The organism is Micromonospora sp. NPDC005553, from assembly GCF_042871765.1.
GTDB lineage: Bacteria > Actinomycetota > Actinomycetes > Mycobacteriales > Micromonosporaceae > Micromonospora.
The window spans coordinates 437,933-459,158 of record NZ_JBIAJD010000004.1; the positions used below are offsets into that span (position 1 = coordinate 437,933).

Here is a 21,226-nt window from a genome sequence, read left to right on the forward strand (position 1 = left end):
CCTCCCAGGGGTCCAACCAGTCTGACCGCCGGACCCGCGCCGACACCGTCGACGCGGGTCCGGCGGCGGGTCAGGCGATGGTCGCCAGGGCGGCGCGGACCCGCTCCACCACGGCCTTGACCGCCGGTTCGGCCAGATCGGCGTACGTGGGCAGGTTGATGCCACGCCGACTCAGGTCCTCGGTCACCGGGCAGTCCGCGCCGGGATCACGATGCGCGGGTAGGTCCGGGATCGGCACGAAGAACGGGCGGGTCTCCACGCCGAGCCGGGCGAGCGCACGGGCCAGCGCGTCCCGGGACGTCGCGTCCCCCTCGGCCCCGACCAGGAAGGCCGCCATCCACGGCGCGCGGCGAACTCCGGCGGCCACCGGCTGCGCCGACAACGCCGGCTCGTCGGCCAACTGCTCCTCGTAACCGGCGATCACCCGGTCCCGCAGGGCGATGATCTCGTCCGCTCGTTCCAGTTGGGCGCAGAGCACAGCCGCGCAGAGGTTCGTCATCCGGTAGTTGTAGCCCAGCACCGGGAAGTAGTACCGCCGTTGCGGGTCCATGCCCTGGTTACGCAGCAGACGCATCCGATCGGCCAGGGCCGCGTCGGAGGTGGTCACGCAGCCGCCCTCGCCGGAGGTGAGCACCTTGTTGCCGAAGAACGAGAAGGTGGTGACGTCGGCGAGCGAGCCGGTGGGTCGCCCGTCGAGTGTGGCGCCGAACGACTCCGCCGCGTCGGCGACCAGGAGCAGACCGTGCCGGTCGCAGAGGTGGCGCAGGGCGGTGTAGTCGGCCGGGTGCCCGTACAGGTCGACGGCGATGACCGCCCGGGTACGCGGGCCGATCGCGGCGCGTACCGCTGCCGGGTCGACACACCAACTCTCCGGCAGGACGTCCACGCAGACGGCACGCGCGCCGCAGTACGCGACGGCGTTGGCCGTCGCCACGTAGGTCAGCGCGGGGACGATCACCTCGTCCCCCGGCCCGATGCCGGCCGCCGCAAGGACCAGGTGCAGCGCGACGGTGCCGTTGCTGGTCGTCAGGGCGGCGTCCGCGGCGCAACGCCTGGCGAAACGGTCCTCGAAGTCACGCAGGTACGGGCCCTGTGAGGAGATCCACCCGCTGCGCAGCGCGTCGACCACGTACCGCTCCTCCAAGGTGGAGAGGCTCGGTCTCGCCACCGGATAGCTGTCGTCCGCGATGCTCATGTTCCGTCCCCTCCGCCGGCCACGGTGTCGTTCGCGGCGGCCGTGACGAAGGGAGACCGTGGCACCGGGCCCGATCCGCCCCGCGCCGCCCAGCCCAGGACGTCCAGGTAGTCGCGGCCGGTGGCCGCCCAGGTGCGACCGGCCAGTCGGTCGTTCGCCCGCCTGGAGGCGGCGGCGTAGCGCTCCCGCTCGTCGAGCAGGTGCCGCACCGCGTCGGCGAGGGACCGCGGATCCCGCGCCCGGAAGACCGCCGCCTCGGCGCGGTTGAACACCAACTGGTCGCGCAACGGCTCGACGTCGGCGCAGGCGACCGGGAGACCCCAGGTGAACGCTTCCAGCATCGCGCCGCTGGCCGCCTCCCAGAGCGAGGGTACGACCACCGCGTCCGCTCGGGCGTAGATGGCGTTCAGCTCGTCCAGGCTGACGAAGCCGGGGAAGGAGACCCGGCCGCGTAGGTCAGGTTGCGCGGCGCGGGCCAGCAGCCGGCTCGCCTCGGGCTCGACCAGCGGCCCCGGGCAGATGAGGCGGCAGTCCGGCAGCAGCGCCATCGCCTCCAGCAGGGTCGCGTGGTTCTTGTGTTCCGCTGTGGACGACGGGTAGACCAGCAGCCCCGGTTCGGGCCGCGCGTGCGCGCGCTCCGGCGCGGGTTGGAACGCCGGAGTCGGGATGAGCACGGTCCGCTCCGCGGCCTCCGGGAAGAGGCGCAGGGTCTCCCGGTACGGATGCGGCCAGGTGACCACGATCGCCGCCGCGCGGGCGACGTTCTCCCGGACCACCGCCGCGAAGCCGGGGGCGTGGAACTCGCCACCCAGGTGGCGCGTGTCGTGCAGGACGACGACCGAGGTGCCCGATCCGATCGGAGCGGAGTGGAACGGGGACAGGGTGACGTCGGTGTCGGCGTGCCGTACGACGGACCGTTGCCGGACCGCGTTGACGGCGGTGCGAACCGTGCGGGAGTTGCGCATCACCCTCGGCGTCCACCGGCGCAGCAGTTGGCCGGTGGGGTTGTCGGAGCGGAGCGGCTGTGCCACCTCGGTCCAGCCGATCCGCGCGTCGGGCACCTGCTGCCGCCACTGGGGCAGCGTGCCCCGCAGGACGTTCACCCGCAGCTCGCAGGAGTCGTCGGTGGCCATGCCGGTCAACAGGCCGTAGGTGAAGGCTTCGAGCCCTGCGGCGTGACCGGGACGGATGGGTGCGGCGTCGACCGCGACCCTCACCGGTCCACCCGGATCAGTCGACCCATCCGCTCGTCCTCGAGCAGCTGCCGGTCGGCGTCGACCATGACCCGGACCAGGTCGCTGAAGAGCGTCTTCGGCGCCCACCCCAGGGTGCGTCGGGCCTTCGAGTAGTCGCCGATGAGGGCGTCGACCTCCGCCGGGCGGAAGTAGGCCGGGTCCAGCTCCACGTACTGCTGCCACTCCAACCCGACCCGGTCGAACGCGGCTTCGACGAACTCGCGCACGGTGTGACCCTCGCCGGTGGCGATCACGTAGTCGTCCGGGGTGTCCTGTTGGAGGGCGAGCCACATCGCCTCGACGTACTCCGGCGCGTAGCCCCAGTCCCGAACGGCGTCGAGGTTGCCCAGGTAGAGCTTGTCCTGGATGCCGGCCTCGATCCTGGCCACCGCACGGGTGATCTTGCGGGTCACGAAGTTCTCACCCCGGCGCGGGCTCTCGTGGTTGAACAGAATGCCGTTGGCGCAGAACATGTTCCAGGACTCGCGGTAGTTCACCGCCGACCAGAAGGCGTACACCTTGGCGCACGCGTACGGGCTGCGCGGGTGGAACGGGGTCTCCTCGCGTTGCGGGGGTGGGGTCGAGCCGAACATCTCCGACGAGGACGCCTGGTAGAACCGGCAGCCGACGTCGGCGGACCGGGCCGCCTCCATCATGCGCAGCGCCCCGAGCCCGGTGACGTCCGCCGTGTACCCGGGGATGTCGAAGGACACCCGGACGTGGCTCTGCGCGCCCAGGTTGTAGATCTCGTGGGGGCGGATGTCCCGAATCAGCGCGGTCAGTGAGGCCGGGTCGGACAGGTCGCTGTAGTGGAGGAAGAGGCGGGCGTCACCGCTGCGCGGATGGACGTCGACGTGGTCGATCCGCTCGGTGTTGAAAGAGGACGACCGCCGTTTGATGCCGTGCACCGTGTATCCCTTGTCGAGCAGGAACTCCGACAGGTAACTGCCGTCCTGACCGGTGATGCCGGATATGAGTGCCGTTCGTGACATGAAGTCCCTCTCCGCTGGGCCAATTTTCCCCGCGGTTCCTTATATCGCTCTCGGGCACGCCGCTTCTGAGGTTTCATGAATCTGGTGGAATATATTCTGCGCCGTCCATTTGAGAAGGTGACTCAGTCACGGATCGAGCATCCACTCGTTGAGTCAATCGATCCCGTGGCACGATCGAGGAGCGAGGATGGCCGGCGAACCCACCCCCGCGGCGGACACCCGAGAAACACTGGCGACTGTCGACGAGAACAAATTCCACGTCCTCGTCACGGCCGGCTATTTCTCTCCGGGTTGGCGTGCCGGAGGGCCTGTCCGGTCCATTTCCGAAGTGCTCGCCCTGGCCAGTGACGACATTGAGACGTCCATGCTGACCCGCGATCGTGATCTCGGATGCCGCGACCCCTATCCAGGCCTCTCCGGCCGCTGGGCCCGGGTCGGCCGGACCAACGTCTTCTATCTCGGCGTACGTCGGCCGGGGCAGTGGCGGTCGCTCTGGCGCTCGCTGCGCGCCGGCCGTTTCGATCTGCTGTACGTCAACAGCGTCTGGTCGACGTTCTCCATCCTGCCCATGGCCGCGGCCCGACTCGGTCTGCTGCGGGTGGGCCGAATCCTGGTCGCGCCCAGGGGTGAGTTCGGCGAGGCCGCCCTTCGGGTGCACCGATTCCGTAAGCGGATCTTCCTGACCGCCTGGCGCTGGATGCTGCTCGACCGTCGGGTGCTGTGGCACGCCACCACACCTGTCGAGGCAGACGACATCCGGCGGGTGCTGCCGCGGGCGCGGATCGGCGTCGTCGCGGTCAGCCGGGGCCCCGAACCGCAGGAGACGCCGGTCGAGATACCCGCTACCCACCACGCGCGGCTGGTCTTCATCGGGCGGATCTCGCCCATGAAGAACCTCGACCTGGTGCTGGCCGCGCTCGCCTTCGTGCCGGTGCCGGTGCGGCTGGACATCTACGGCCCGGTCGAGGACCAGGCGTACTGGCGACGCTGCCGGGAGCGCCTGGCCGAGCTGCCCGACTCGGTCGCCGTCAGCTACCGGGGTGAACTGCTGCCCGAGCAGGTCCGGGCGACTTTCTCCCGCTACGACGCCTTCGTCATGCCGACACGGGGGGAGAACTACGGCAACGCCATCGCCGAGAGCCTCTCCGCGTGCTGCCCGGTGCTCTGCTCTGACCGGACACCGTGGACGGCGGTGCTGCGCGACGGCGGTGGGCTGGTCCTCACCGAGCTGACTGCGGCGGCACTGGGCGCCCTCGTCACTCAGGTGGCGACCAGCACCCCCAAGCAGCGGCACGCGGCGCGGGTCGAGGCGGGAGCCGCGTACCGCCGTTGGCGGGCGAGCAGGGCTCCGATCAGCGTCCTCGACCAGGCGTGGCGGGTGATTCGCGATCCCGCGTACCGGGAGCCCTGCCAACTTCCCGCCCAGCGGGCCGAATCCGTACAACTGCCACCAGGAGGCGTCAAGTGACCCGCGTGATGACCGTCGTCGGGACCCGGCCGGAGATCATCCGGTTGGCCCGGGTGATCGACGCACTGGATCGGACCGTGGAGCACACGTTGGTGCACACGGGGCAGAACTGGGACCCCTCGCTCTCCGATGTCTTCTTCAGGGAGTTGGGGGTCCGCGCTCCGGATCTCTTTCTGCGGGCCGACACCCGGTCGCTCGGCAGCCTCCTCGGCGCCGTGCTGGTCGGTACGGAGAGGGCGATCACCGAGTTGCGCCCGGACGCGCTGCTGGTGCTCGGTGACACGAACAGCGCGATCTCGGCACTGATGGCCCGTCGGCTGAACGTGCCGGTCTACCACATGGAGGCCGGCAACCGCTGCTTCGACCTGAACGTGCCGGAGGAGACAAACCGCTGCATGGTCGACCACATCGCCGACTTCAACCTGGTCTATTCGGAGCACGCCCGGCGCAACCTGCTCGCCGAGGGGCTACACCCGCGCCGCATCCTGCACACCGGCTCACCGATGCGCGAGGTGCTCGATCACTACCGGCGGCAGGTCGACGGTTCCACCGTGCTGGCCCAGCTCGAACTCGAACCGGGCGGCTACTTCGTCGTCAGCGCGCACCGGCAGGAGAACGTCGACCACCCGGACCGGCTCCGTCGGCTGCTGGACTGCCTGCGGGCGGTCCGCGACGAGTGGCGGCTACCGCTGCTGGTCTCCACGCATCCGCGTACCCGCAAGCGGTTGGAGGCGCTCGCGGGCGACGGCCTGCACCTCGACGGCGTGGCCTTCCACGAGCCGTTCGGCTTCTTCGACTACGTGACGCTGCAACGGCATGCGAGGTGCACCCTCTCCGACAGCGGCACCGTCAGCGAGGAGGCCGCGATTCTCGGGTTCCCAGCGGTGACCCTGCGCGAATCCATCGAGCGTCCCGAGGCGCTGGACAGCGGGGCGATCGTGATGACCGGCCTGGAACCCGACGGGGTCGTCGAGGCCATCCGGGTGGTGATCGCGCAGGTGGCCGACGGCTCGGTCGCCTGCCCGCTCGACTACCAGGTTCCCGACACGTCACGCCGGGTCGTCGACTTCATCCTGTCGACCGTGCGCCGCCATCACGACTGGGCGGGCATTCGCCGGTGACCGGTCCATGGGCCGGGCCGGCACACCCGTGACCACGACTTCCGGGGCGACATCGCGCGTCACGCAGGCACCTGCGCCCACAGTGGCGTCCCGGCCAACTGTCAGCTTCGGCAGGATCGCGGCCGTGGTGCCCACCAGGACGCCGTCCCCCAGCCGGCAGTACCCGGAAACCGCGGCAAGCGGATTGACCGAGACATAATCCCCGAGCACGGTGTCGTGCCCCACCGTGCAGTTCTGGTTGAGGTGCACGTGGCGCCCCAACAGCACGTTCGTCGTCACCCGGGCGCCGCCGGCGGCGAACAGTCCCTGCTGGTAGACGCAGTCAGGGCCGATCTCGGCGGCCGGGTGCAGCACCGTGGCCGCCGGTAGGCCGTACCCGGCGATGGCCTGGTCGGTCTCGCGGCGCAACCTCGGATGCCCGACGCCGAGCGCCACATGGGTGCTTGCCGGTTGGGCTGCCAGCCATCGGGTCGGGCCGAGGAAGGCAACGCCGAGACGGTGGACCGACTCGACGTGGAGTTCGGTGGGGTAGTCGTCGACGAAGCCCAGAACCCGCCAGGGTGGCGCATTGTCCGAAATGGTGTTCAACAGCCGAATGACCCCATAAACCTCACGGCCCATCCCACCCGCGCCTACGATCACTACGTCGGTCGTCAACCGCGGCTCCCTCGGCTACGGAGAACGCTGGCCGCTCTCCGTCATCTGAACCGGATACCGGTGCCGATGGTGACGGGTGAGTGCGGGTGCCGACGCCGGGTCAGCAGTCTGGAAGGTGAGCCGAAGGTGAACGAGCTGGCAAGGACGCGTCTGCCCGGCAGCGCCGGGACAGCCAGGGGGGCGACGCGATCCGCGACCACGGCGGCTTACCGGGTGCTCGCCACCGCTCGGGTTTTCGAGCCGGGCTTTCGTGGCGGCGGCCCGATCCGCTCCCTGCGGTTCATCCTGGACACCCTGCCGGATGACCTCGACGTCACCCTGGTCACTGGAGACCGGGACCTCTGCTCGCCCAAACCCTACCCGGGCCTGTCCGGGCGGCTGGTGCGGCGCGACGAGCGCTGCGCCGTTTTCTACCTCGGCCCGTTCGCGCTGCGGCACTGGGTCCGACTGGCTCGGCACATCCGGTCCCGCCCGGTCGACCTGATCTACGTCAACAGCCTCTGGTCCCTCTTCTCGGTGCTGCCGATTCTGGCGGTGGCGCTGCGACTGGTGCGCGTCCGCGCGATCATGCTGGCCCCGCGCGGCGAGCTCTCGCCCGGCGCGCTCGCCATCAAGGCGCGCAAGAAGCGGCTCTTCCTGGCGGTCTGGGCCCCGCTGCTGCGTCAGCTCGACGTGCGCTGGCAGGCGTGCAGTGGGCTGGAGGAGAAGCAGATCCGCGCCGTCATGCCGTGGGCGCAGATCATGGTGAACGGCAACGAGTGCCCGATCCCGGAACAACCGGCACCCCCGGCCGTCGCTCACGACGGGCCGTTGCGGTTGGTGTTCGTCGGCCGGATCTCCCCGATGAAGAACCTCACCAGGGCGTTGGAGGCGGTCGCCGGCGCGACCCGCCCGCTGGAGTTCGACATCTACGGTCCGCGGGAGGACGAGCAGTACTGGGCGGGTTGCCAACGCCTCATCGACGCGATGCCCGACCGCGTCCGGGTCCGCTACCTCGGGGAACTCAAGGCGGACGAGGTGATGGCGACGTTCAGCCGATACGACGCCTTCCTCTTCCCGACGCTTGGCGAGAACTACGGACACGTCATCCTGGAAAGTCTCGCGTCCGGTTGCCCGGTGGTCTGCTCCGACGCGACGCCATTCAGCGACCTGATCGCCACCGGTGGGGGAGCGGTGGTCCGACCCGCTACCGCTGCCGCGCTGAGTGAGACCCTCGACCGGCTGGCCAACCGGTCGGCCCGGGAGCGCGCCGAGGCGAAGGAGATCGCCGGCCGGCGCTACCGACTCTGGCGACAACAGGTCCGGGAACTCAACGTGCTGGACCACGCCCGGCAGTTCTGCGCCTGATCCGGCTGGGCGCGACCGCGTCACTCGGGCTGGAGTTGCGTCGTTGCAATGGCTGGGCCCACGTTGGAGGGTCCGTCGCCCGCCACCCCGGTAGGCTCCGATGAGCGAGGACAGCACGTGCCCAAGCGCGTTCGTACGATGGTCCGACGAGTCCAGGACCACCTGGCCGCCACCCGTGACCCCGAGGCGTTCGCGCGGTCCCTGGGGGTGAACCTGACCGGGCGGGTCAGGTTCTACGGCATCAGCCGGGCGATGTTCGGCTCGGAGCCGTGGCTGATCACCATCGGAAACAACGTCTACATCACCTCCGAGGTTCAGTTCGTCACGCACGACGGCGGCACCCTGATCCTCCGCAAAGACCATCCCGACCTGGACTGGACCGCCCCGATCACGATCGGCGACGACGTCTACATCGGGATGCGGTCGATGATCCTGGCCGGTGTCACCATCGGAAACCGGTGTGTCATCGGGGCGGGCTCGATCGTCACGCGCGACATCCCGGACAACACGGTGGCGGCCGGTGTCCCGGCCCGACCGCTGCGGACCACCGACGAGTACCTCGAACGGTTGCAGGCCAGGTCGCTGGGCATCGGGCACCTTCCCGTCCCGGAGAAGCACGCGGCGATGAAGAAGATCTACGGCGTGACCACCGTCTGACCCGAGCGCCGAGTCAGGCCCTCCGGTATGCGACCCGTGGTGGCGGCAGCTGGTGGACACCGGCGATGGTGATCGCCCCCAACGCGCCGGTCGTGCCGGTCACCTCGTAACCGAACCGGTCCCCGGTCATCGCCGCCGAACTGGTGCCGAGGTTGAGGGTGGTGCCGGTGCCGGCGCTGCTGGCCCGCAGCGTGGGCGGGGTGACGCCGCTCGTCTGCCACACGTGCCCGTACCAGTGCCAGCCGGCGGGCAGCACCACGGAGCCACTCAACACCGACTCCTGGACCCCGGTGGACGTGATTCCGACGCTGCCGAAGTCGGCGATCGGGCCGAGACCGGCGGGCCGGCCGGTGGCCGGATCGTGGGCGTACACGCCGTGCCGTAGCACCCCGGAGCCCGCGGCGGTCACCTCGACGCACACCCGGTCGACCGGGGTCGGCTCCGCCAGGTACACCGGATGCAGCAGCAGCAACTGGTAGGTGCCGGCGTAGGTGACCTGCTGGGTCGGGCCGGCGAGGGCCAGGAACCAACTGCCAGGTGGGCACGTCGCGCCGGGCAGCGGCCCCACCCGCGCCGGGCCGGGTTCCGCGCGCCACATCCCGTAACCGGTGGGGACGGCCATGCTGTACGAGATCCCGCCGACGGCGACCCGGTCCGGCACGGTGAGGTTCGTCGGGCCGGCCGGGACCAGCAGCCGGTGGAACAGCTGCGGCGCCGCCATCTGGGCCTGGGCGACCGCTTCGACCCGCTCGATCATCACGAAGTCGCCTGTGGAGTCCGACACGACGATCTGGGTGGCCGCCGAGGGCGGTGCCAGGTAGCGCCGGTAGGCGGTTCCGGTCACTGATTCGCCGGCCTCCAGGGTGCGGCCCCACACCAACTGCGGGTAGTTCTTCTTCAGGCTGGAGGTGATGAACCAGCCCTTGGCCGTGGTGTGCCGGGCCCGGATCTCGGGCACGCCGTCGGCGGCCGGCAGCAGCCCCACGGCGATGCCCCACTGCTGGATCTGGCCGCTGTTGAGCACCCACTGGGTCATGCTGCTCGCCGGCATCAGCCGGTTCGTCAGGGTCGCCGGGGTGAAGTCGGTGAGGGCCGCGAGCGTGTCGATGTTGGCCCACACCGACCAGTTCAGGCCGCCGGCCGCGCCCACGTTCGGCATGAACTGCCGGCGGGTGCCGCCGGCAACCGGGGTCAACGGACCGCACTGGGTCACCCCGGCGTTCAGCGTGAACCGCTCCAACGCGGCCACCGTCTGTCCGACCAGCAGGCCGCCCTGCGACCAGCGGTAGACGTTCGAGATGCGGCACAGGGACGGGATCCGCGACATGATCGTGGCGATGGGTGTGCCGACGTTCGCCCGTGCGGTGTCGATCATCCCTTGGTAGGACGGGATCAGATACGACTCGCGGATCGTCAGCTCCTGCCCCGTGAACCGGCCGTCCGGCACCGGTCGCCCGTCGAGTTCGACAGTCACCGTGTGGGAGTGGGTGGCCGGGCGGATCTGCACGTCGGGCGTCAGACCCGTGATCGGCACTGTCGCCGTGTGGGTCGCCCCCGAGAGGTGGGTGAGCGGCGCGCCCGGCTTGACCCGGGCACCCTGCGCGATGCCGTCGACGATCGTGTACGGGTTGCCGAACAGCAGGCTGTCCGCGTTGGTGATGGCCAGCAGGGTGAAGGTGCGCGTCCCGTCGGTCCACTGCGAGCCCACGTCGACGGACGTCTTGCCGTGGTTGGCGACGACGATCTGGTTGCCGATGTTGTAGCCGTGGTTGCCGCCGACGTACGACCAGCCGGTATTGATCGGGCAGTTGTCGTCGGAAGTGTCGTGGATCTTCGTCCCGACGGCGGACATGACTGGCCACACCTGCGCGTCGGTAGCGGTGGAGGGCACCAGGGTGACCTGGGTGAGACCGGAGTGCCACATACCGACCATCGCCTCGGCGTACGCGAGGTTTGCCGGCATGACGAGGTCCCGGGTGCTGTCGAAGCGCGACCTCACGGACATCAGGGCGTTGGACCGGTAGACGATCAGCTCGGGCATGGTCGGAACCTCCACCTCGATTGCAGTGACGACGAAACCTCACTGTGCGCCGTCGGGGCGAAGCTGGTCGTTCTCGGTCAGCACCCGGACAGGGTGAAATTCCTGCTGTCGCCGTCACGCGGGCCGGGTTCACTCGATGAACAGGTGTTCTGCGTTCACGGGGGGTTTCATGCGCATTCTGATCACCGGCGGAGCCGGTTTCATCGGGTCCAATCTGGCCCGCGCCGCGATGGTCGAGCCCACAATCGGTGGGGTCACCGTCCTCGACGACTTCTCGGTCGGGCTGCGGGCCAACCTCGACGGTCTGGACGTCGAGCTGATCGAGGGCTCAATCCTGGACCCGGCCGCCCTCGACGAGGCGATGGCGGGCCGCGAGGCGGTGGTCCATCTGGCCGCGCTGCCCAGCGTCCCGCGCTCGCTGAGCGATCCGTTGGCCTCCCACCACGCCAACGCGACAGGCACCCTCATGGTGTTGGAGGCGGCGCGACGACAGGGCGTCGCGCACGTCCTCGTCGCGTCCTCCTCGTCGGTGTACGGCATGAATCCGGCCCTGCCCAAGGCCGAGCTGACCTGGACCCGCCCGATGAGCCCGTACGCGGCCAGCAAGCTCGCCACCGAGGCGTACGCCCTGGCCCACCAGGCGTCGTTCGGGCTGCCGACGATGGCCTTCCGCTTCTTCAACGTGTTCGGCCCGGGGCAGCGACACGACCACGCGTACGCGGCTGTCATCCCCCGCTTCGTGCACGCCGCCCTGCGCGACGAACCCGTGGTGGTGCACGGCGATGGGACACAGTCGCGCGACTTCACCTACGTCGGCACGGTCTGCGACGTCATCCTCGACGCACTCCGCCGCCGGGTACATCACCCCCATCCGGTGAACCTGGCCTTCGGCGCCCGGGCCAGCCTGCTGCGGGTCCTCGACGAGCTCGAGGGGTTGTGCGGCAGACCGATCGCCCGCGAGTACGCGCCTCCGCGTACCGGCGACGTCGCGCACTCCCTGGCCGACAACGCCACGCTGCGGCACCTGTTCCCGGACGTCGCGCCCGTCGCCCGTGCGGAGGGCCTACGCGCGACAGTCGAATGGATGGCCGGTCGCTTGGACGCCGAGCGCGCCGTAGTCGCCGCACCTCGGTGACCCGGGCAGCGAGTCGGCCCGCACCGGAGCCGCTGGCTCCGGTGGCGGCGGTGCCAGCCGCCGCCACCACCGTCGCGCCCGCCGCGCCGACTTCGGCGGCGTCGAAGGACCGGGACCGCACGGTCACGGTGGGCATCGCCGCCGCGATGGTGGCGAAGGGTATCGGCCTGGCCGCCCCCCTGGTCATCACCCCGGCGTGCTTCCGGTTCCTCGGCGACCAACGGTACGGCCTGTGGATGGCGGTCACCGCCCTCACCGGGATGGCGTGGTTCGCCGATCTGGGGCTGGGAAACGGGCTGCTCACCCGGCTCAGTCACCTGGCCGACGACCCCCGGCAGCAGGCCCGGGAGATCTCCAGCGCAGTCGCCACCCTCGGTGTGGTCGCGGTCGCGCTGCTGGCGGGTCTCGTGCTCGTCGTACCCGTGGTGCCCTGGAACGCACTGTTCAACGTCAGCGACCCGGGTGTCGCCGCAGAGGCGTCCGCCCTGATCCTGCTCTGCTTCGGCGCCTTCGTGGTCAACATTCCGCTCTCGCTGATCCAGCGGATCCAGTATGCCCGTGGCCAGGTGGTGCAGAGCAACATCTGGCAGTCGGCCGGGGCTCTGGCGGCCATGGCTGCCGTGCTCGCCGCCATCGCCGCCGGGTGGCGACCACTGGCGGTCATCGCCTGCGCGGTGCTGGCCGTGCCGGTGACCAACCTGCTGAACTGCGTGACGTACTTCTGGTTGCAGGATCGCGGACCGCGACCGGGCCCGAAGCTCGTGCACCGGGCCACCGCTGTCGGTCTGCTCCGGTTGGGTCTGCGGTTCTTCGCGCTCACCACGATGTCGGCGATCGCGCTGAACGTCGACAGCCCGCTGGTCGCGAACGTCCTCGGGCCCACCGCGGCCGCGCACTACGCGGTGGTGGGGAAGCTGTTCGGCGTCCTCTCGATCTTCGTCGGTCTGGTCGGTATGACGGTCTGGCCGGTGAACGGCGCCGCTCTGGCGCGGGGCGAGGTGGCCTGGGTGCGTCGCAACACGCGGCGGATGGTGCTGCTCTACGGGGTGATCGTGGGGGCGGTCGGGATGGTGCTGGTCGGCTACGGCCACCGGCTGATCGACCTGTGGGTGGGCGGCATCGATCGCACCGAGATTCCGGTCACCGTGCTGATCGGGTTGGCGATCTGGTCCCTGCTGATCGCGGTCACCTCCCCGCTGATCCTGGTACAGAACAGCATCGGGCTGCTCCGGCCGCAGTTCGTCGGCTGGGCCACGTTCCTGCTACTGGCCACCGCACTCAAGATCTGGGCGCTGCGGGAGTTCGGGCTCGCCGGCCTGCCGGCGGCGGCCTGCGTCGCGTACGTGCTCACCATGGGGCCGGCCGCGCTGGTGGGATACCGCCGGGCGCTGAGCGGGGGAGAGCCGACGTGACCGGACAGTGCCGGGTGCTGCGGGTGGTCGGCGAGCTGAACTTCGGCGGCACCGAGATGCGGACCGCCGAGCTGCTACCTCGGCTCTCCGCGGCCGGCGTCGAGGTGCACCTGGTGACGCTCAGTGACCGGATCGGTCCCGGCCCGCTGGCCGGTGTGGTCAGCCGGCACGGCGGCACTGTCACCCCGATCCCGCTGGACCTGCGCTTCGCCACCCGCTTCCTGGGCCTGCTGCGTCGACTGCGACCGGACGTGGTGCACGTCGACTGCGCCAACTTCTCCGGGGTGTTGCTCGCGCTCGCCGCCCTGTGCGGTGCGCCCGTCCGCGTCGCCCACTTCCGGGGCGACGACAACCAGCACCGCAACCTGCGCCGACGCGTCTACCGCTGGATCTGTAAACGGCTGTTGCGGATCTCCGCCACCGACATTCTCGGCGTCTCGCCCAGCTCGCTCACCTTCGCCTACGATCCGCTCTGGCGCGACGACCCCCGGTGCCAGGTGGTCCTCAACGGACTCGACCTGGACCGGCTGCGCCACCCCAGCCGCGACGACCTACGCGAGTTGATCGGGGCAGGCCCGGCCGAACTGGTCTGCGTCAGCGTCGGCAGGGCTTCGCCGGAGAAGCGGCGCTGGCTCCTGCCGCCGATCCTCGCCGAGCTGCGGGCCCGGGGCGTGGAGGCCCACGCCGTCCTCATCGGGCCGGGCGACGACGCCGACGACGAGCGCGTCCGGGTGGCGGCGGTCGCCGCCGGTCTCGCCGACCGGGTGCACCTGCTGGGCCCGCGCGACGACGTGGGCGGGCTGCTGAGCCAGGCCGACGTCGTCATCCACCCGTCCTGCCTGGAAGGGCTGCCCGGGGGCGTGCTGGAGCCCATCGCGTTGGGCATCGGCACGGTGGCCGCCGACCTGCCCGGGGTGCGCTTCATCGACGAGCACCTGCCCGGCGTGACCATCGTCGACACCGACGCCCCGCCGGGGCGGTGGGCGAGCGCGGTGTGCGCGGCGGCGTCGTACACCGGGCAGACCTCGGCCTCGGCGGCGTCGGAGCGGTTCGGGGGCAGCGTCTTCGCCATCGACACGGCGGCCGCCACCCACCTGACGATCTACCGACGGTGGGCGTCGGGCCGCCCGCACCACCCGGCGCCACCCCGGCCGCCGGCCCTCTCGACACGGGGAGAGAAATGAACGATCAGACAACTGTGATCGGCCGGCAACCGCGCCGGGAGGTGGGTTCGACCGGGCGGGCCAACCGGCCCCGTCCGCTGCTGGTGGGCGCGTACGCCTTTCCGCACGGGGACGCCACCTCCAACCGCCTGTTGCAGCTCGCCCGTTCCGCCGCGCCCGACGGCGCGCACACGCTGGTGGTCAACGACTGGCCCTGCGAGGTGGCCTTCCCGGCCGGGCAGCCAAGGGTGGCCGGCATCGACCTGGTCACCATGCGGATCCACGGTCGGCACCACCTCACCCGCGCGTCGGCCCGGCTGGCCCGACCGCTGCGCGTGCTGCGGGCCGTGCGCCGGGTCGGCGTGGGTCGCGGCGACGTGAGTGTCGTGTTGTTGCCGATGGCCCTGCTGACCCTCGGTAACTGGGCGACCCTGCGCCTCGTGCTGCGGTGCCCGGTCGTGGTGGACGCCAGCGAACGCCACGACCGACGGCAGTTCCGCCGCGGCTGGCTCACCCCGTACTTCCTCCGGCATCGCTGGTCGACGTTCCTGGCCACCCGGCTCGTCGGCCGGGCCACGGCGGTCTCCACCACGCTGGCCGACTACCTGACCGGCCATGGCCTGGACGTGCTCGTGGTGCCGCCGCAGGTGGACTGCGACGAGTTCCGGGCGCCCCAACCACCCCCGATCAGTGACGGTCTGCGCCTGCTCTACGCCGGCACTCCCGGGCGCAAGGACATGCTCGACGTGATCCTCCGAGGGCTCAGCCGGCTCGCTCCGGAGCACCAGCGGCGGGTCAGCCTCACCATTGCCGGGGTCAGCGCGCAGGACGCCGCCGCCCATTCGGATCTGGACGTCGGGGTGCTGGACGCCGTCTCGGCGGACGTGCGGTTCCTCGGGCGCGTTCCGCGTGAGACCGTGCTGACCCTGCTGTCGGAGTCGCACTTCTCGATGCTGGTCCGCCCCACCGGGGGGTACGCGGCCAACGGGTTTCCGTCCAAGGTGCCGGAGAGTCTCGCCGCTGGGTGCCCGGTGCTGCTCAACCACACCAGTGACCTCGCCGCCTACGTCCACGACGGGGTCGAGGGGTTGGTGCTCGACGGCAACGGGCCGGACGATGTCCGGTCGGCGGTCGAGCGGGCGCTGCGGCTGCGCGACGAGGAGTGGACGGCGATGAGCGGGGCGGCCCGGTTGCGGGCCCGCGAGTCGTTCGACCACCGGGCCTGGCGGGACCGGGTGAGCGCCTTCATGACGGCGGGCCGGGGCAACTGAGCCCGACACCCACCGGCCGGGGTCGCGCAGTGCGTGGGCGCTAGCGCAGCAGGGCTGTGGGTCGGCGTGGCACGCCCTCGTCGAACACGCCGGCCCGCTGATGGCGTGCCTCGGCGTGGGGCAGGTTGGCGCGGGCCGTGGCCTCCCGGTCGGCGGGGTCCGGCTTCTTCGGCAGGTGCAGCAGCGCGGCGGCGACCACGGTCCAGAACACGTACGGGTAGGTCTGGCCCGTGCCGAACATGGCCGACTCGGTGACCTGGATCAGTAGTCCGGTGACGACGAGCCAGACCAGACCCGCGCCGGCCCGGCGCACCGGTGCCCGCAGGACGACCCGCCCCGCGGCCAGGAGCAGTAGCAGCAGCGGTATCACGGCGGCGAGCCCCAGCTCCAACAGCAGTTGCAGGTAGCTGTTGTGCACCACGCTGACGCCGGCGGTGCCGAAGAACTCGTCGGCGCCGGCCAGTTCGAACAGGTGGTTGCGCGACGCGTACCCGAAGCCCAGCGTGGGGCGGTTCTGCCACCACAGGTCGACGGTCGTCTGCCACATCTGGGTCCGCCCGTTGGACAGGTCGCCGCCGGTGGGGTCGGTGAAGCGCAGGACGAACTGGCGCATCCAGGGTGCGGCGAGGACGGTGGGCAGCATGTTGAACAGGTGTGCCACCAGCAGCAGGGCGGTCACCCCCGCGGCCAGCCGCACCATCCGGCCGAGCCCGTAGCGCAGCACCAGCCAGAGCGCACCGACGAGCACGGCGATCAGCGCGGTACGCGACTGGGACAGCAGCAGGCTGGCGGCGGCCGGCACCATGCCGAGCAGCACGACCTGCCGCCGGGACTGCCGGTAGACCGCCCAGCCCAACGGGATCGTCAGGGCGCAGACGATGCCGAGCATGTTCGGGTTGTTGTAGAGGCCCTGGAACCGCGTGACACTGGAGGTCGCCGCGACGAGCGTGCCGTCGGCGAACCCGATGCCGAGACTGACCACGATGGACGCGGTGAGGACCAGGTAGACCACGCGCAGATCGGCCATCATGACCGCAGCATAGGGCCACCTACGCCGGACGAGCACGTGCACCAGGGCGGCCAGCAGCAGCAGTGCGACGCCCCGCTGGAGGGTCTCCATCGGGACCACCGACCAGGCGGAACTCAGCGTGGCGAGGCCGCCCATCGTCCAGAGCGCGGCGACGAACACGCGGGTCCAGACATCGGTGCGCGCCGGCGTGCGGCCGGGTAGGCAGAGCCCCCAGAGGACCAGGCCCGCGACCGCCGCGTACCGGGGATAGAAGCTGGCCTCGACCACCGCCGGCACATTCGACGAGGCGCACACCAGAAGGCCGATGGTCAGGGCCAGCATCCACCGCCAGCCGTCCACCCGCCGACTGAAGGCGAGCAGCAGCACCAGCGCCACCAACCCGGTGGCGACCAGCGGGGCGGTGATGGCCGCGATGGTGGTGACCACCACGAGACACGTCGCGCCGACGAGCAGGCCCAGTTGGCCCATTCGGTTTCCCACGTGAAGTCCTTTGAAGTCCGGCCGCAGGCGTTGCCGGCGGTCGTCGGGTGGACCGCTCTCAGCGAGGCACGTCCTGTAGACCCGGTTGGGCCGGTTCGACAGCCCAGCGGGCCCTGGCGGCGTGCATCGCCCGGATCATGTCCGGCCAGTTCGGTGGCCGGTAGCCGGTGGCCTGGGCGAGGGCGTCCGCGTTCATCGACCTGTCGCAGGTGAACTCGTCGTCCGGCAGGATGTCGCCGGGCCACCCGTACACCTCGGCGATCAGGCGGAGCAGGTCGTACTTGGAGATCGGCTCGGCGGCCACGTGATAGAGCCCGGTCAGCCCCGCCTGGGGCAGGATCACCGTACGGAGCAGTCGGGCGAACTCGACTGTCGTCACGCCGCTGTAGATGGCCCGGGTGAAGCCGCGTACCTGCCCCCGCTGGGAGAGGAACCAGTCCACCAGCGAGCGGTTCGTGACCAGCTCGTGCCCGATGATCGACGTACGGAGGGTGAGCGCGGACACCCCGCGCGCCTCACCCAGCAGCTTGGACCGCCCGTACAGGTCGGGTGGGTCCGGCAGGTCGTCCTCGACGTAGCCGCCCCGCCGACCGGAGAAGACGCAGTCGGTGCTGACGTGGATCAGGCGGCTGCCGAGCTGCCCGCAGGCGTCGGCGAGCAGGTGGGGAAAGAGCGCGTTGAGGGTGACCGTCTGCACCGCGTCCTGCACGTCCGGTCGTTGTTTGATCACACCCACACAGTTGACCACGACGTCGGGTCGCAGGTCGTCGATGAGCTGCCTGACCTGGCCGAAGCGGGTCGCGTCGACGGCCGTGGTGATCCGGTCGAGCAGGCGCCGGGGGAACCACCCCGCGCGGTCCTCGATGCTCCGGGCGACACCGTGCACGTCGAGGTCCGGATCGTCACCGAGCTCGCGGATGACCGCGTGACCGAGCATGCCGGTGACGCCGACGACGAGAACCCGTCGCGCCGGGCGCGGTTCCTCCGCGCCCGGGCCGCCGCGGCGGCGGGGGACCAGTTCCGGTCGCCGGCCACCGGTATGGGTGCTCATGCCGTTACGACCGCCGCCGCCGCGGCCTCGACCTGTGCCCGCACCTCGGGCAGCGTCAGCAGCAGCGCCTCGATCTCCGGTACGGACAGTCGCCGGGCGTTGTGCGAGTGGAAGTCGGCCATGTTGCCGCTCTCGACGTCGCCCTCCTCGAAGTAGAGGGAGTAGTTGAGGTCACGGCTGTCCACCGGCACCCGGAGGAACTCGCCGAGATCCTCGACGTGGGCGAGCTCCTCGCGGCTGGCCAGGGTCTCGTACAGCTTCTCCCCGTGCCGGATGCCGAGCACGTTGAACTTCGCCGGGACCCGGAACAGGTTGCACAGCGCGGTGGCCAGATCGCCGATGGTGCAGGCGTCGGCCTTGCGAATGAAGACGTCACCCGGCTGGCCGTGCCGGAAGGCGTGCTCGACCAGGTCGACCGACTGGGGCAGGGACATCAGGAAGCGGGTCATCGATGGCTCGGTGACCGTCGGCAGCCCGCCCCGCAGGATCTGCTCGATGAACAGCGGGATCACCGATCCGCGCGAGTACATGACGTTGCCGTAGCGCACGCAGCAGACCCGGGTACGAGCTTCGGGATTGTTGCGGGAATGCGCCTGTGCGACCTTCTCCATGAGGGCCTTGGTCATGCCCATCGCGTTGACCGGATAGACGGCCTTGTCAGTGCTCAGCAGCACCAGCGCCTCGACGCCGACCCGCTCACAGGCGTCCACCACGTTCGCGCTGCCGAGCACATTGGTCCGCACGGCCTCCAGTGGAAAGAACTCGCACGAGGGGACCTGCTTGAGAGCCGCAGCGTGAAAGACGAACTCCATTCCCCGCGCGGCCTTGAGCACACTGTCGTAGTCCCGGACGTCACCGACGTAGTAGCGGACCCGGTCGTCGCCGAGGCGGTGCCGCATCGCGTCCTGTTTCGACTCGTCACGGCTGAGTACGCGCACCTCTGCCGCCCCGGCGTCGAGCAGTCGGGAGACCATCGTCTGGCCGAAGGACCCGGTGCCACCGGTGATCAGGAATCGCCGGTCCGAAAGCGAGGAAACCACATCTTCTCCTGCCTGTTTCCCGGGAGGCCATCCACGGGAATCGGATTCTCGTCGAACGCGACCCTACGCGCGGATAAGTGGCACCGTGACCTCTTCCGCTAAACGGAATTGGAGTCGCGTTCGACTGTCCATGGCGGTCGTCGGCAAATAAGCGAACAAGGCTCGGCGTTGCCGAAATAGCCGTTCGGCCCCGCGTTGTCGGCGCGACGAAGTCGTTAGCGCTGAAGACGGAGTTGGCCTTCTGGAAAGGTGGTATGCGTACTCCATGCCAAAAGTTGCTCTCCACGCGGCGCACCCGCGCCCCGGTGCTTCCGACCTGACGACCGGTCGGGAAACACGTCGGGAAGGCACTGCGACACGGCGACCCTATGATCGTTGGAAGCGGCTTCTCGACGTCCTCGGCGCTCTTCTCGTTCTGGTGCTCGGCGCTCCCGTGCTGGCGCTGGTAGCACTGGTCGTGCTGGTGACGCACGGGCGTCCGGTGCTGTTCCGGCACACCCGCCCCGGGCTGCACGGCAAGCTGTTCGAGGTGGTCAAGTTCCGGACGATGCGCCATCCCGACCCGGACCGGGGGCTGGTGAGCGACGCGGATCGCCTGACCCGGGTGGGCCGCTGGTTGCGGGCCAGCAGCCTCGACGAGCTGCCGGAGTTCTGGAACGTGCTGCGGGGCGAGATGAGCGTGGTCGGTCCCCGCCCGCACCTCGTCCGCTACCTCAGCCTCTACAACCCGGAACAGGCCCGCCGGCACGACGTGCGGCCGGGCATCACCGGGCTCGCCCAGGTGCGTGGCCGCAACGCGCTGGACTGGGACGCGAAGTTCACCTACGACGTCGAGTACGTCGACCGCCGCTCGTTCCTGCTGGACCTGCGGATCGTCCTGGCCACCATATGGGTGGTGCTCAGCCGCCAGGGAATCTCCGCGCCGGGCGCGGCCACCTGGCACGAGTTCACCGGCAACGCGCCCTCGCAGGCGACCGCCGAACACGACTCCGCCCACCGGCGATGAACCGGGTCCTGCTCCTGGGCGCCGGTGGATTCCTCGGCCGACACATCCGGACGGCGCTGGCCGCCCACGCCACCGTCCGGTCGATCACCCGCGCGGAGTGTGACCTGGTCCGGGTCGAGCTGCGGGACCTGACCGCGCTGGTCGGCCGGGAACGACCGGACGTGGTGGTGACGGCGGCCGGGCGGATCGTCGGCTCCGGGTACGACTTCGTGCAGGCGCACGTCGTCGCGACCGCGAAACTGATCGAGGCGGTGGCCGCCGCCGCCCCCGGAGCCCGCCTGATCCGGATCGGCTCGGCCGCCGAGTACGGCACCGTGCCGCACGGTCTCGCCGTCGACGAGGACTACCCGGGCACACCCGTCAGCGAGTACGGGCTCAGCCACCTGGCCGCCACCCGGCTGGCGGAACTGGCCGGTGGGGCCGGCCGCCTCGACACGATGGTGTTGCGGATCTTCAACCCGGTCGGGCCGGGAATGCCGCCGGGGAACGTGCTCACTCGGGTGACCGCGATGGTGAGGTCGGCGGTCGCCACCGGAATGGAGGAGATCGCCGTGGGCCTGCACGACACGTACCGGGACTTCGTCGACGTGCGGGACGTCGCCACGGCGGTCCTCGCGGCGGCACGCTCCCGGCCGGGGCCCGCGCGGGTCTTCAACGTGGGCAGCGGAAAGGCGGTGGCGACCCGCGAGGTCGTCCAGCTGCTGGCCGAGGTGTCCGGCTTCACCGGCGAGATCCGCGACGGCAGCTTCGCGCCGGACGCCAGCCGCTCAGCCGCGGTGCCCTGGATGTGCGCCGACATCGAGCGCGCGAACCGGGTGCTCGGGTGGACGCCCGCGTACGACCTCGGTGAGTCGCTGACCACGCTGTGGCAGGCCGATGGCGAGCAGTCCGCGCGCCCTGTCGCCGGCTCAGCGGCGAGGTGAGG

General features: G+C 70.5%; 18 protein-coding genes. 10 read left to right on the forward strand and 8 right to left on the reverse strand.

Annotated elements, in window-relative coordinates; all coding sequences use genetic code 11:
* Positions 1 to 70: 70 nt before the first annotated feature.
* Genes ACFYPG_RS19095 through gmd form a run of 3 tightly spaced genes read right to left on the reverse strand, consistent with a single transcriptional unit; the run spans position 71 to position 3,422 of the window.
* Positions 71 to 1,195 carry a DegT/DnrJ/EryC1/StrS family aminotransferase gene (locus ACFYPG_RS19095; RefSeq protein WP_387353140.1) on the reverse strand — a complete coding sequence of 375 codons (1,125 nt, stop codon included), beginning with the start codon at positions 1,193 to 1,195 and terminating at the stop codon, positions 71 to 73.
* Complete coding sequence (locus tag ACFYPG_RS19100; RefSeq protein ID WP_387353142.1) at positions 1,192 to 2,412, reverse strand: glycosyltransferase; 1,221 nt, start codon at positions 2,410 to 2,412, stop codon at positions 1,192 to 1,194. The genes ACFYPG_RS19095 and ACFYPG_RS19100 overlap by 4 nt, the downstream gene beginning before the upstream one ends.
* The gene (gmd, locus tag ACFYPG_RS19105; protein ID WP_355007140.1) at positions 2,409 to 3,422 is read right to left on the reverse strand and encodes a GDP-mannose 4,6-dehydratase; all 1,014 of its coding nucleotides are present in this window, start codon (positions 3,420 to 3,422) and stop codon (positions 2,409 to 2,411) included. Before gmd ends, ACFYPG_RS19100 begins: the two co-directional genes overlap by 4 nt.
* 187 nt (positions 3,423 to 3,609) lie before the next feature.
* On the opposite strand from gmd, the gene ACFYPG_RS19110 reads away from it, so the two are divergent.
* A complete protein-coding gene (locus ACFYPG_RS19110; protein ID WP_387353143.1) occupies positions 3,610 to 4,890 on the forward strand; it encodes a glycosyltransferase family 4 protein in 1,281 nt (426 codons plus the stop codon).
* Positions 4,887 to 6,011, forward strand: coding sequence for a non-hydrolyzing UDP-N-acetylglucosamine 2-epimerase (gene wecB / locus ACFYPG_RS19115; RefSeq protein WP_387353146.1), 1,125 nt, complete (start codon positions 4,887 to 4,889; stop codon positions 6,009 to 6,011). Before ACFYPG_RS19110 ends, wecB begins: the two co-directional genes overlap by 4 nt.
* On the opposite strand, the gene ACFYPG_RS19120 is transcribed toward wecB, so the two are convergent.
* Positions 5,940 to 6,653, reverse strand: coding sequence for a NeuD/PglB/VioB family sugar acetyltransferase (locus ACFYPG_RS19120; protein WP_355007320.1), 714 nt, complete (start codon positions 6,651 to 6,653; stop codon positions 5,940 to 5,942). The two genes, wecB and ACFYPG_RS19120, sit on opposite strands and share 72 nt — an antisense overlap.
* A 228-nt stretch (positions 6,654 to 6,881) precedes the next feature.
* On the opposite strand from ACFYPG_RS19120, the gene ACFYPG_RS19125 reads away from it, so the two are divergent.
* Both ACFYPG_RS19125 and ACFYPG_RS19130 read left to right on the forward strand, forming a co-directional pair.
* A complete protein-coding gene (locus tag ACFYPG_RS19125; RefSeq protein WP_387353148.1) occupies positions 6,882 to 8,015 on the forward strand; it encodes a glycosyltransferase family 4 protein in 1,134 nt (377 codons plus the stop codon).
* Between the two features lie 117 nt (positions 8,016 to 8,132).
* Entirely contained in the window at positions 8,133 to 8,672 is a 540-nt protein-coding gene (locus ACFYPG_RS19130) for an acyltransferase (RefSeq protein ID WP_355007144.1), read from the forward strand.
* 13 nt (positions 8,673 to 8,685) lie between these two features.
* Here the strand turns inward: ACFYPG_RS19130 and ACFYPG_RS19135 are convergent, their stop codons facing one another.
* A complete protein-coding gene (locus ACFYPG_RS19135; RefSeq protein ID WP_387353150.1) occupies positions 8,686 to 10,713 on the reverse strand; it encodes a hypothetical protein in 2,028 nt (675 codons plus the stop codon).
* Positions 10,714 to 10,882: 169 nt separating this feature from the next.
* On the opposite strand from ACFYPG_RS19135, the gene ACFYPG_RS19140 reads away from it, so the two are divergent.
* Genes ACFYPG_RS19140 through ACFYPG_RS19155 form a run of 4 tightly spaced genes read left to right on the forward strand, consistent with a single transcriptional unit; the run spans position 10,883 to position 15,694 of the window.
* Complete coding sequence (locus ACFYPG_RS19140; RefSeq protein ID WP_355007146.1) at positions 10,883 to 11,848, forward strand: NAD-dependent epimerase/dehydratase family protein; 966 nt, start codon at positions 10,883 to 10,885, stop codon at positions 11,846 to 11,848.
* Positions 11,845 to 13,260 carry a lipopolysaccharide biosynthesis protein gene (locus ACFYPG_RS19145; RefSeq protein ID WP_387353152.1) on the forward strand — a complete coding sequence of 472 codons (1,416 nt, stop codon included), beginning with the start codon at positions 11,845 to 11,847 and terminating at the stop codon, positions 13,258 to 13,260. The genes ACFYPG_RS19140 and ACFYPG_RS19145 overlap by 4 nt, the downstream gene beginning before the upstream one ends.
* Positions 13,257 to 14,444, forward strand: a complete 1,188-nt coding sequence (locus ACFYPG_RS19150) for a glycosyltransferase family 4 protein (protein ID WP_387353153.1) — start codon at positions 13,257 to 13,259, stop codon at positions 14,442 to 14,444. The genes ACFYPG_RS19145 and ACFYPG_RS19150 overlap by 4 nt, the downstream gene beginning before the upstream one ends.
* Entirely contained in the window at positions 14,441 to 15,694 is a 1,254-nt protein-coding gene (locus ACFYPG_RS19155) for a glycosyltransferase (protein WP_355007149.1), read from the forward strand. Before ACFYPG_RS19150 ends, ACFYPG_RS19155 begins: the two co-directional genes overlap by 4 nt.
* A 40-nt stretch (positions 15,695 to 15,734) precedes the next feature.
* Here the strand turns inward: ACFYPG_RS19155 and ACFYPG_RS19160 are convergent, their stop codons facing one another.
* Genes ACFYPG_RS19160 through ACFYPG_RS19170 form a run of 3 tightly spaced genes read right to left on the reverse strand, consistent with a single transcriptional unit; the run spans position 15,735 to position 19,295 of the window.
* The gene (locus tag ACFYPG_RS19160; protein WP_387353155.1) at positions 15,735 to 17,204 is read right to left on the reverse strand and encodes an O-antigen ligase family protein; all 1,470 of its coding nucleotides are present in this window, start codon (positions 17,202 to 17,204) and stop codon (positions 15,735 to 15,737) included.
* Positions 17,205 to 17,262: 58 nt separating this feature from the next.
* Positions 17,263 to 18,255, reverse strand: coding sequence for an SDR family oxidoreductase (locus ACFYPG_RS19165; RefSeq protein ID WP_355007151.1), 993 nt, complete (start codon positions 18,253 to 18,255; stop codon positions 17,263 to 17,265).
* Entirely contained in the window at positions 18,252 to 19,295 is a 1,044-nt protein-coding gene (locus ACFYPG_RS19170) for a polysaccharide biosynthesis protein (RefSeq protein WP_355007152.1), read from the reverse strand. Before ACFYPG_RS19170 ends, ACFYPG_RS19165 begins: the two co-directional genes overlap by 4 nt.
* Positions 19,296 to 19,713: 418 nt before the next feature.
* On the opposite strand from ACFYPG_RS19170, the gene ACFYPG_RS19175 reads away from it, so the two are divergent.
* Both ACFYPG_RS19175 and ACFYPG_RS19180 read left to right on the forward strand, forming a co-directional pair.
* Positions 19,714 to 20,301 (forward strand): sugar transferase, encoded by a 588-nt coding sequence (locus tag ACFYPG_RS19175; RefSeq protein ID WP_355007153.1) that lies wholly within the window; start codon positions 19,714 to 19,716, stop codon positions 20,299 to 20,301.
* Entirely contained in the window at positions 20,298 to 21,224 is a 927-nt protein-coding gene (locus ACFYPG_RS19180) for an NAD-dependent epimerase/dehydratase family protein (RefSeq protein ID WP_387353158.1), read from the forward strand. The genes ACFYPG_RS19175 and ACFYPG_RS19180 overlap by 4 nt, the downstream gene beginning before the upstream one ends.
* Positions 21,225 to 21,226 lie beyond the last annotated feature (2 nt).

What these genes read in the sequence shown, in the direction of transcription:
- ACFYPG_RS19095 (WP_387353140.1), bottom strand. Translation starts at nt 1,195, where the DNA reads ATGAGCATCGCGGACGACAGCTATCCGGTGGCGAGACCGAGCCTCTCC.
- gmd (WP_355007140.1), bottom strand. Translation starts at nt 3,422, where the DNA reads ATGTCACGAACGGCACTCATATCCGGCATCACCGGTCAGGACGGCAGT.
- ACFYPG_RS19110 (WP_387353143.1), top strand. Translation starts at nt 3,610, where the DNA reads ATGGCCGGCGAACCCACCCCCGCGGCGGACACCCGAGAAACACTGGCG.
- ACFYPG_RS19135 (WP_387353150.1), bottom strand. Translation starts at nt 10,713, where the DNA reads ATGCCCGAGCTGATCGTCTACCGGTCCAACGCCCTGATGTCCGTGAGG.
- ACFYPG_RS19140 (WP_355007146.1), top strand. Translation starts at nt 10,883, where the DNA reads ATGCGCATTCTGATCACCGGCGGAGCCGGTTTCATCGGGTCCAATCTG.
- ACFYPG_RS19155 (WP_355007149.1), top strand. Translation starts at nt 14,441, where the DNA reads ATGAACGATCAGACAACTGTGATCGGCCGGCAACCGCGCCGGGAGGTG.
- ACFYPG_RS19165 (WP_355007151.1), bottom strand. Translation starts at nt 18,255, where the DNA reads ATGAGCACCCATACCGGTGGCCGGCGACCGGAACTGGTCCCCCGCCGC.
- ACFYPG_RS19180 (WP_387353158.1), top strand. Translation starts at nt 20,298, where the DNA reads ATGAACCGGGTCCTGCTCCTGGGCGCCGGTGGATTCCTCGGCCGACAC.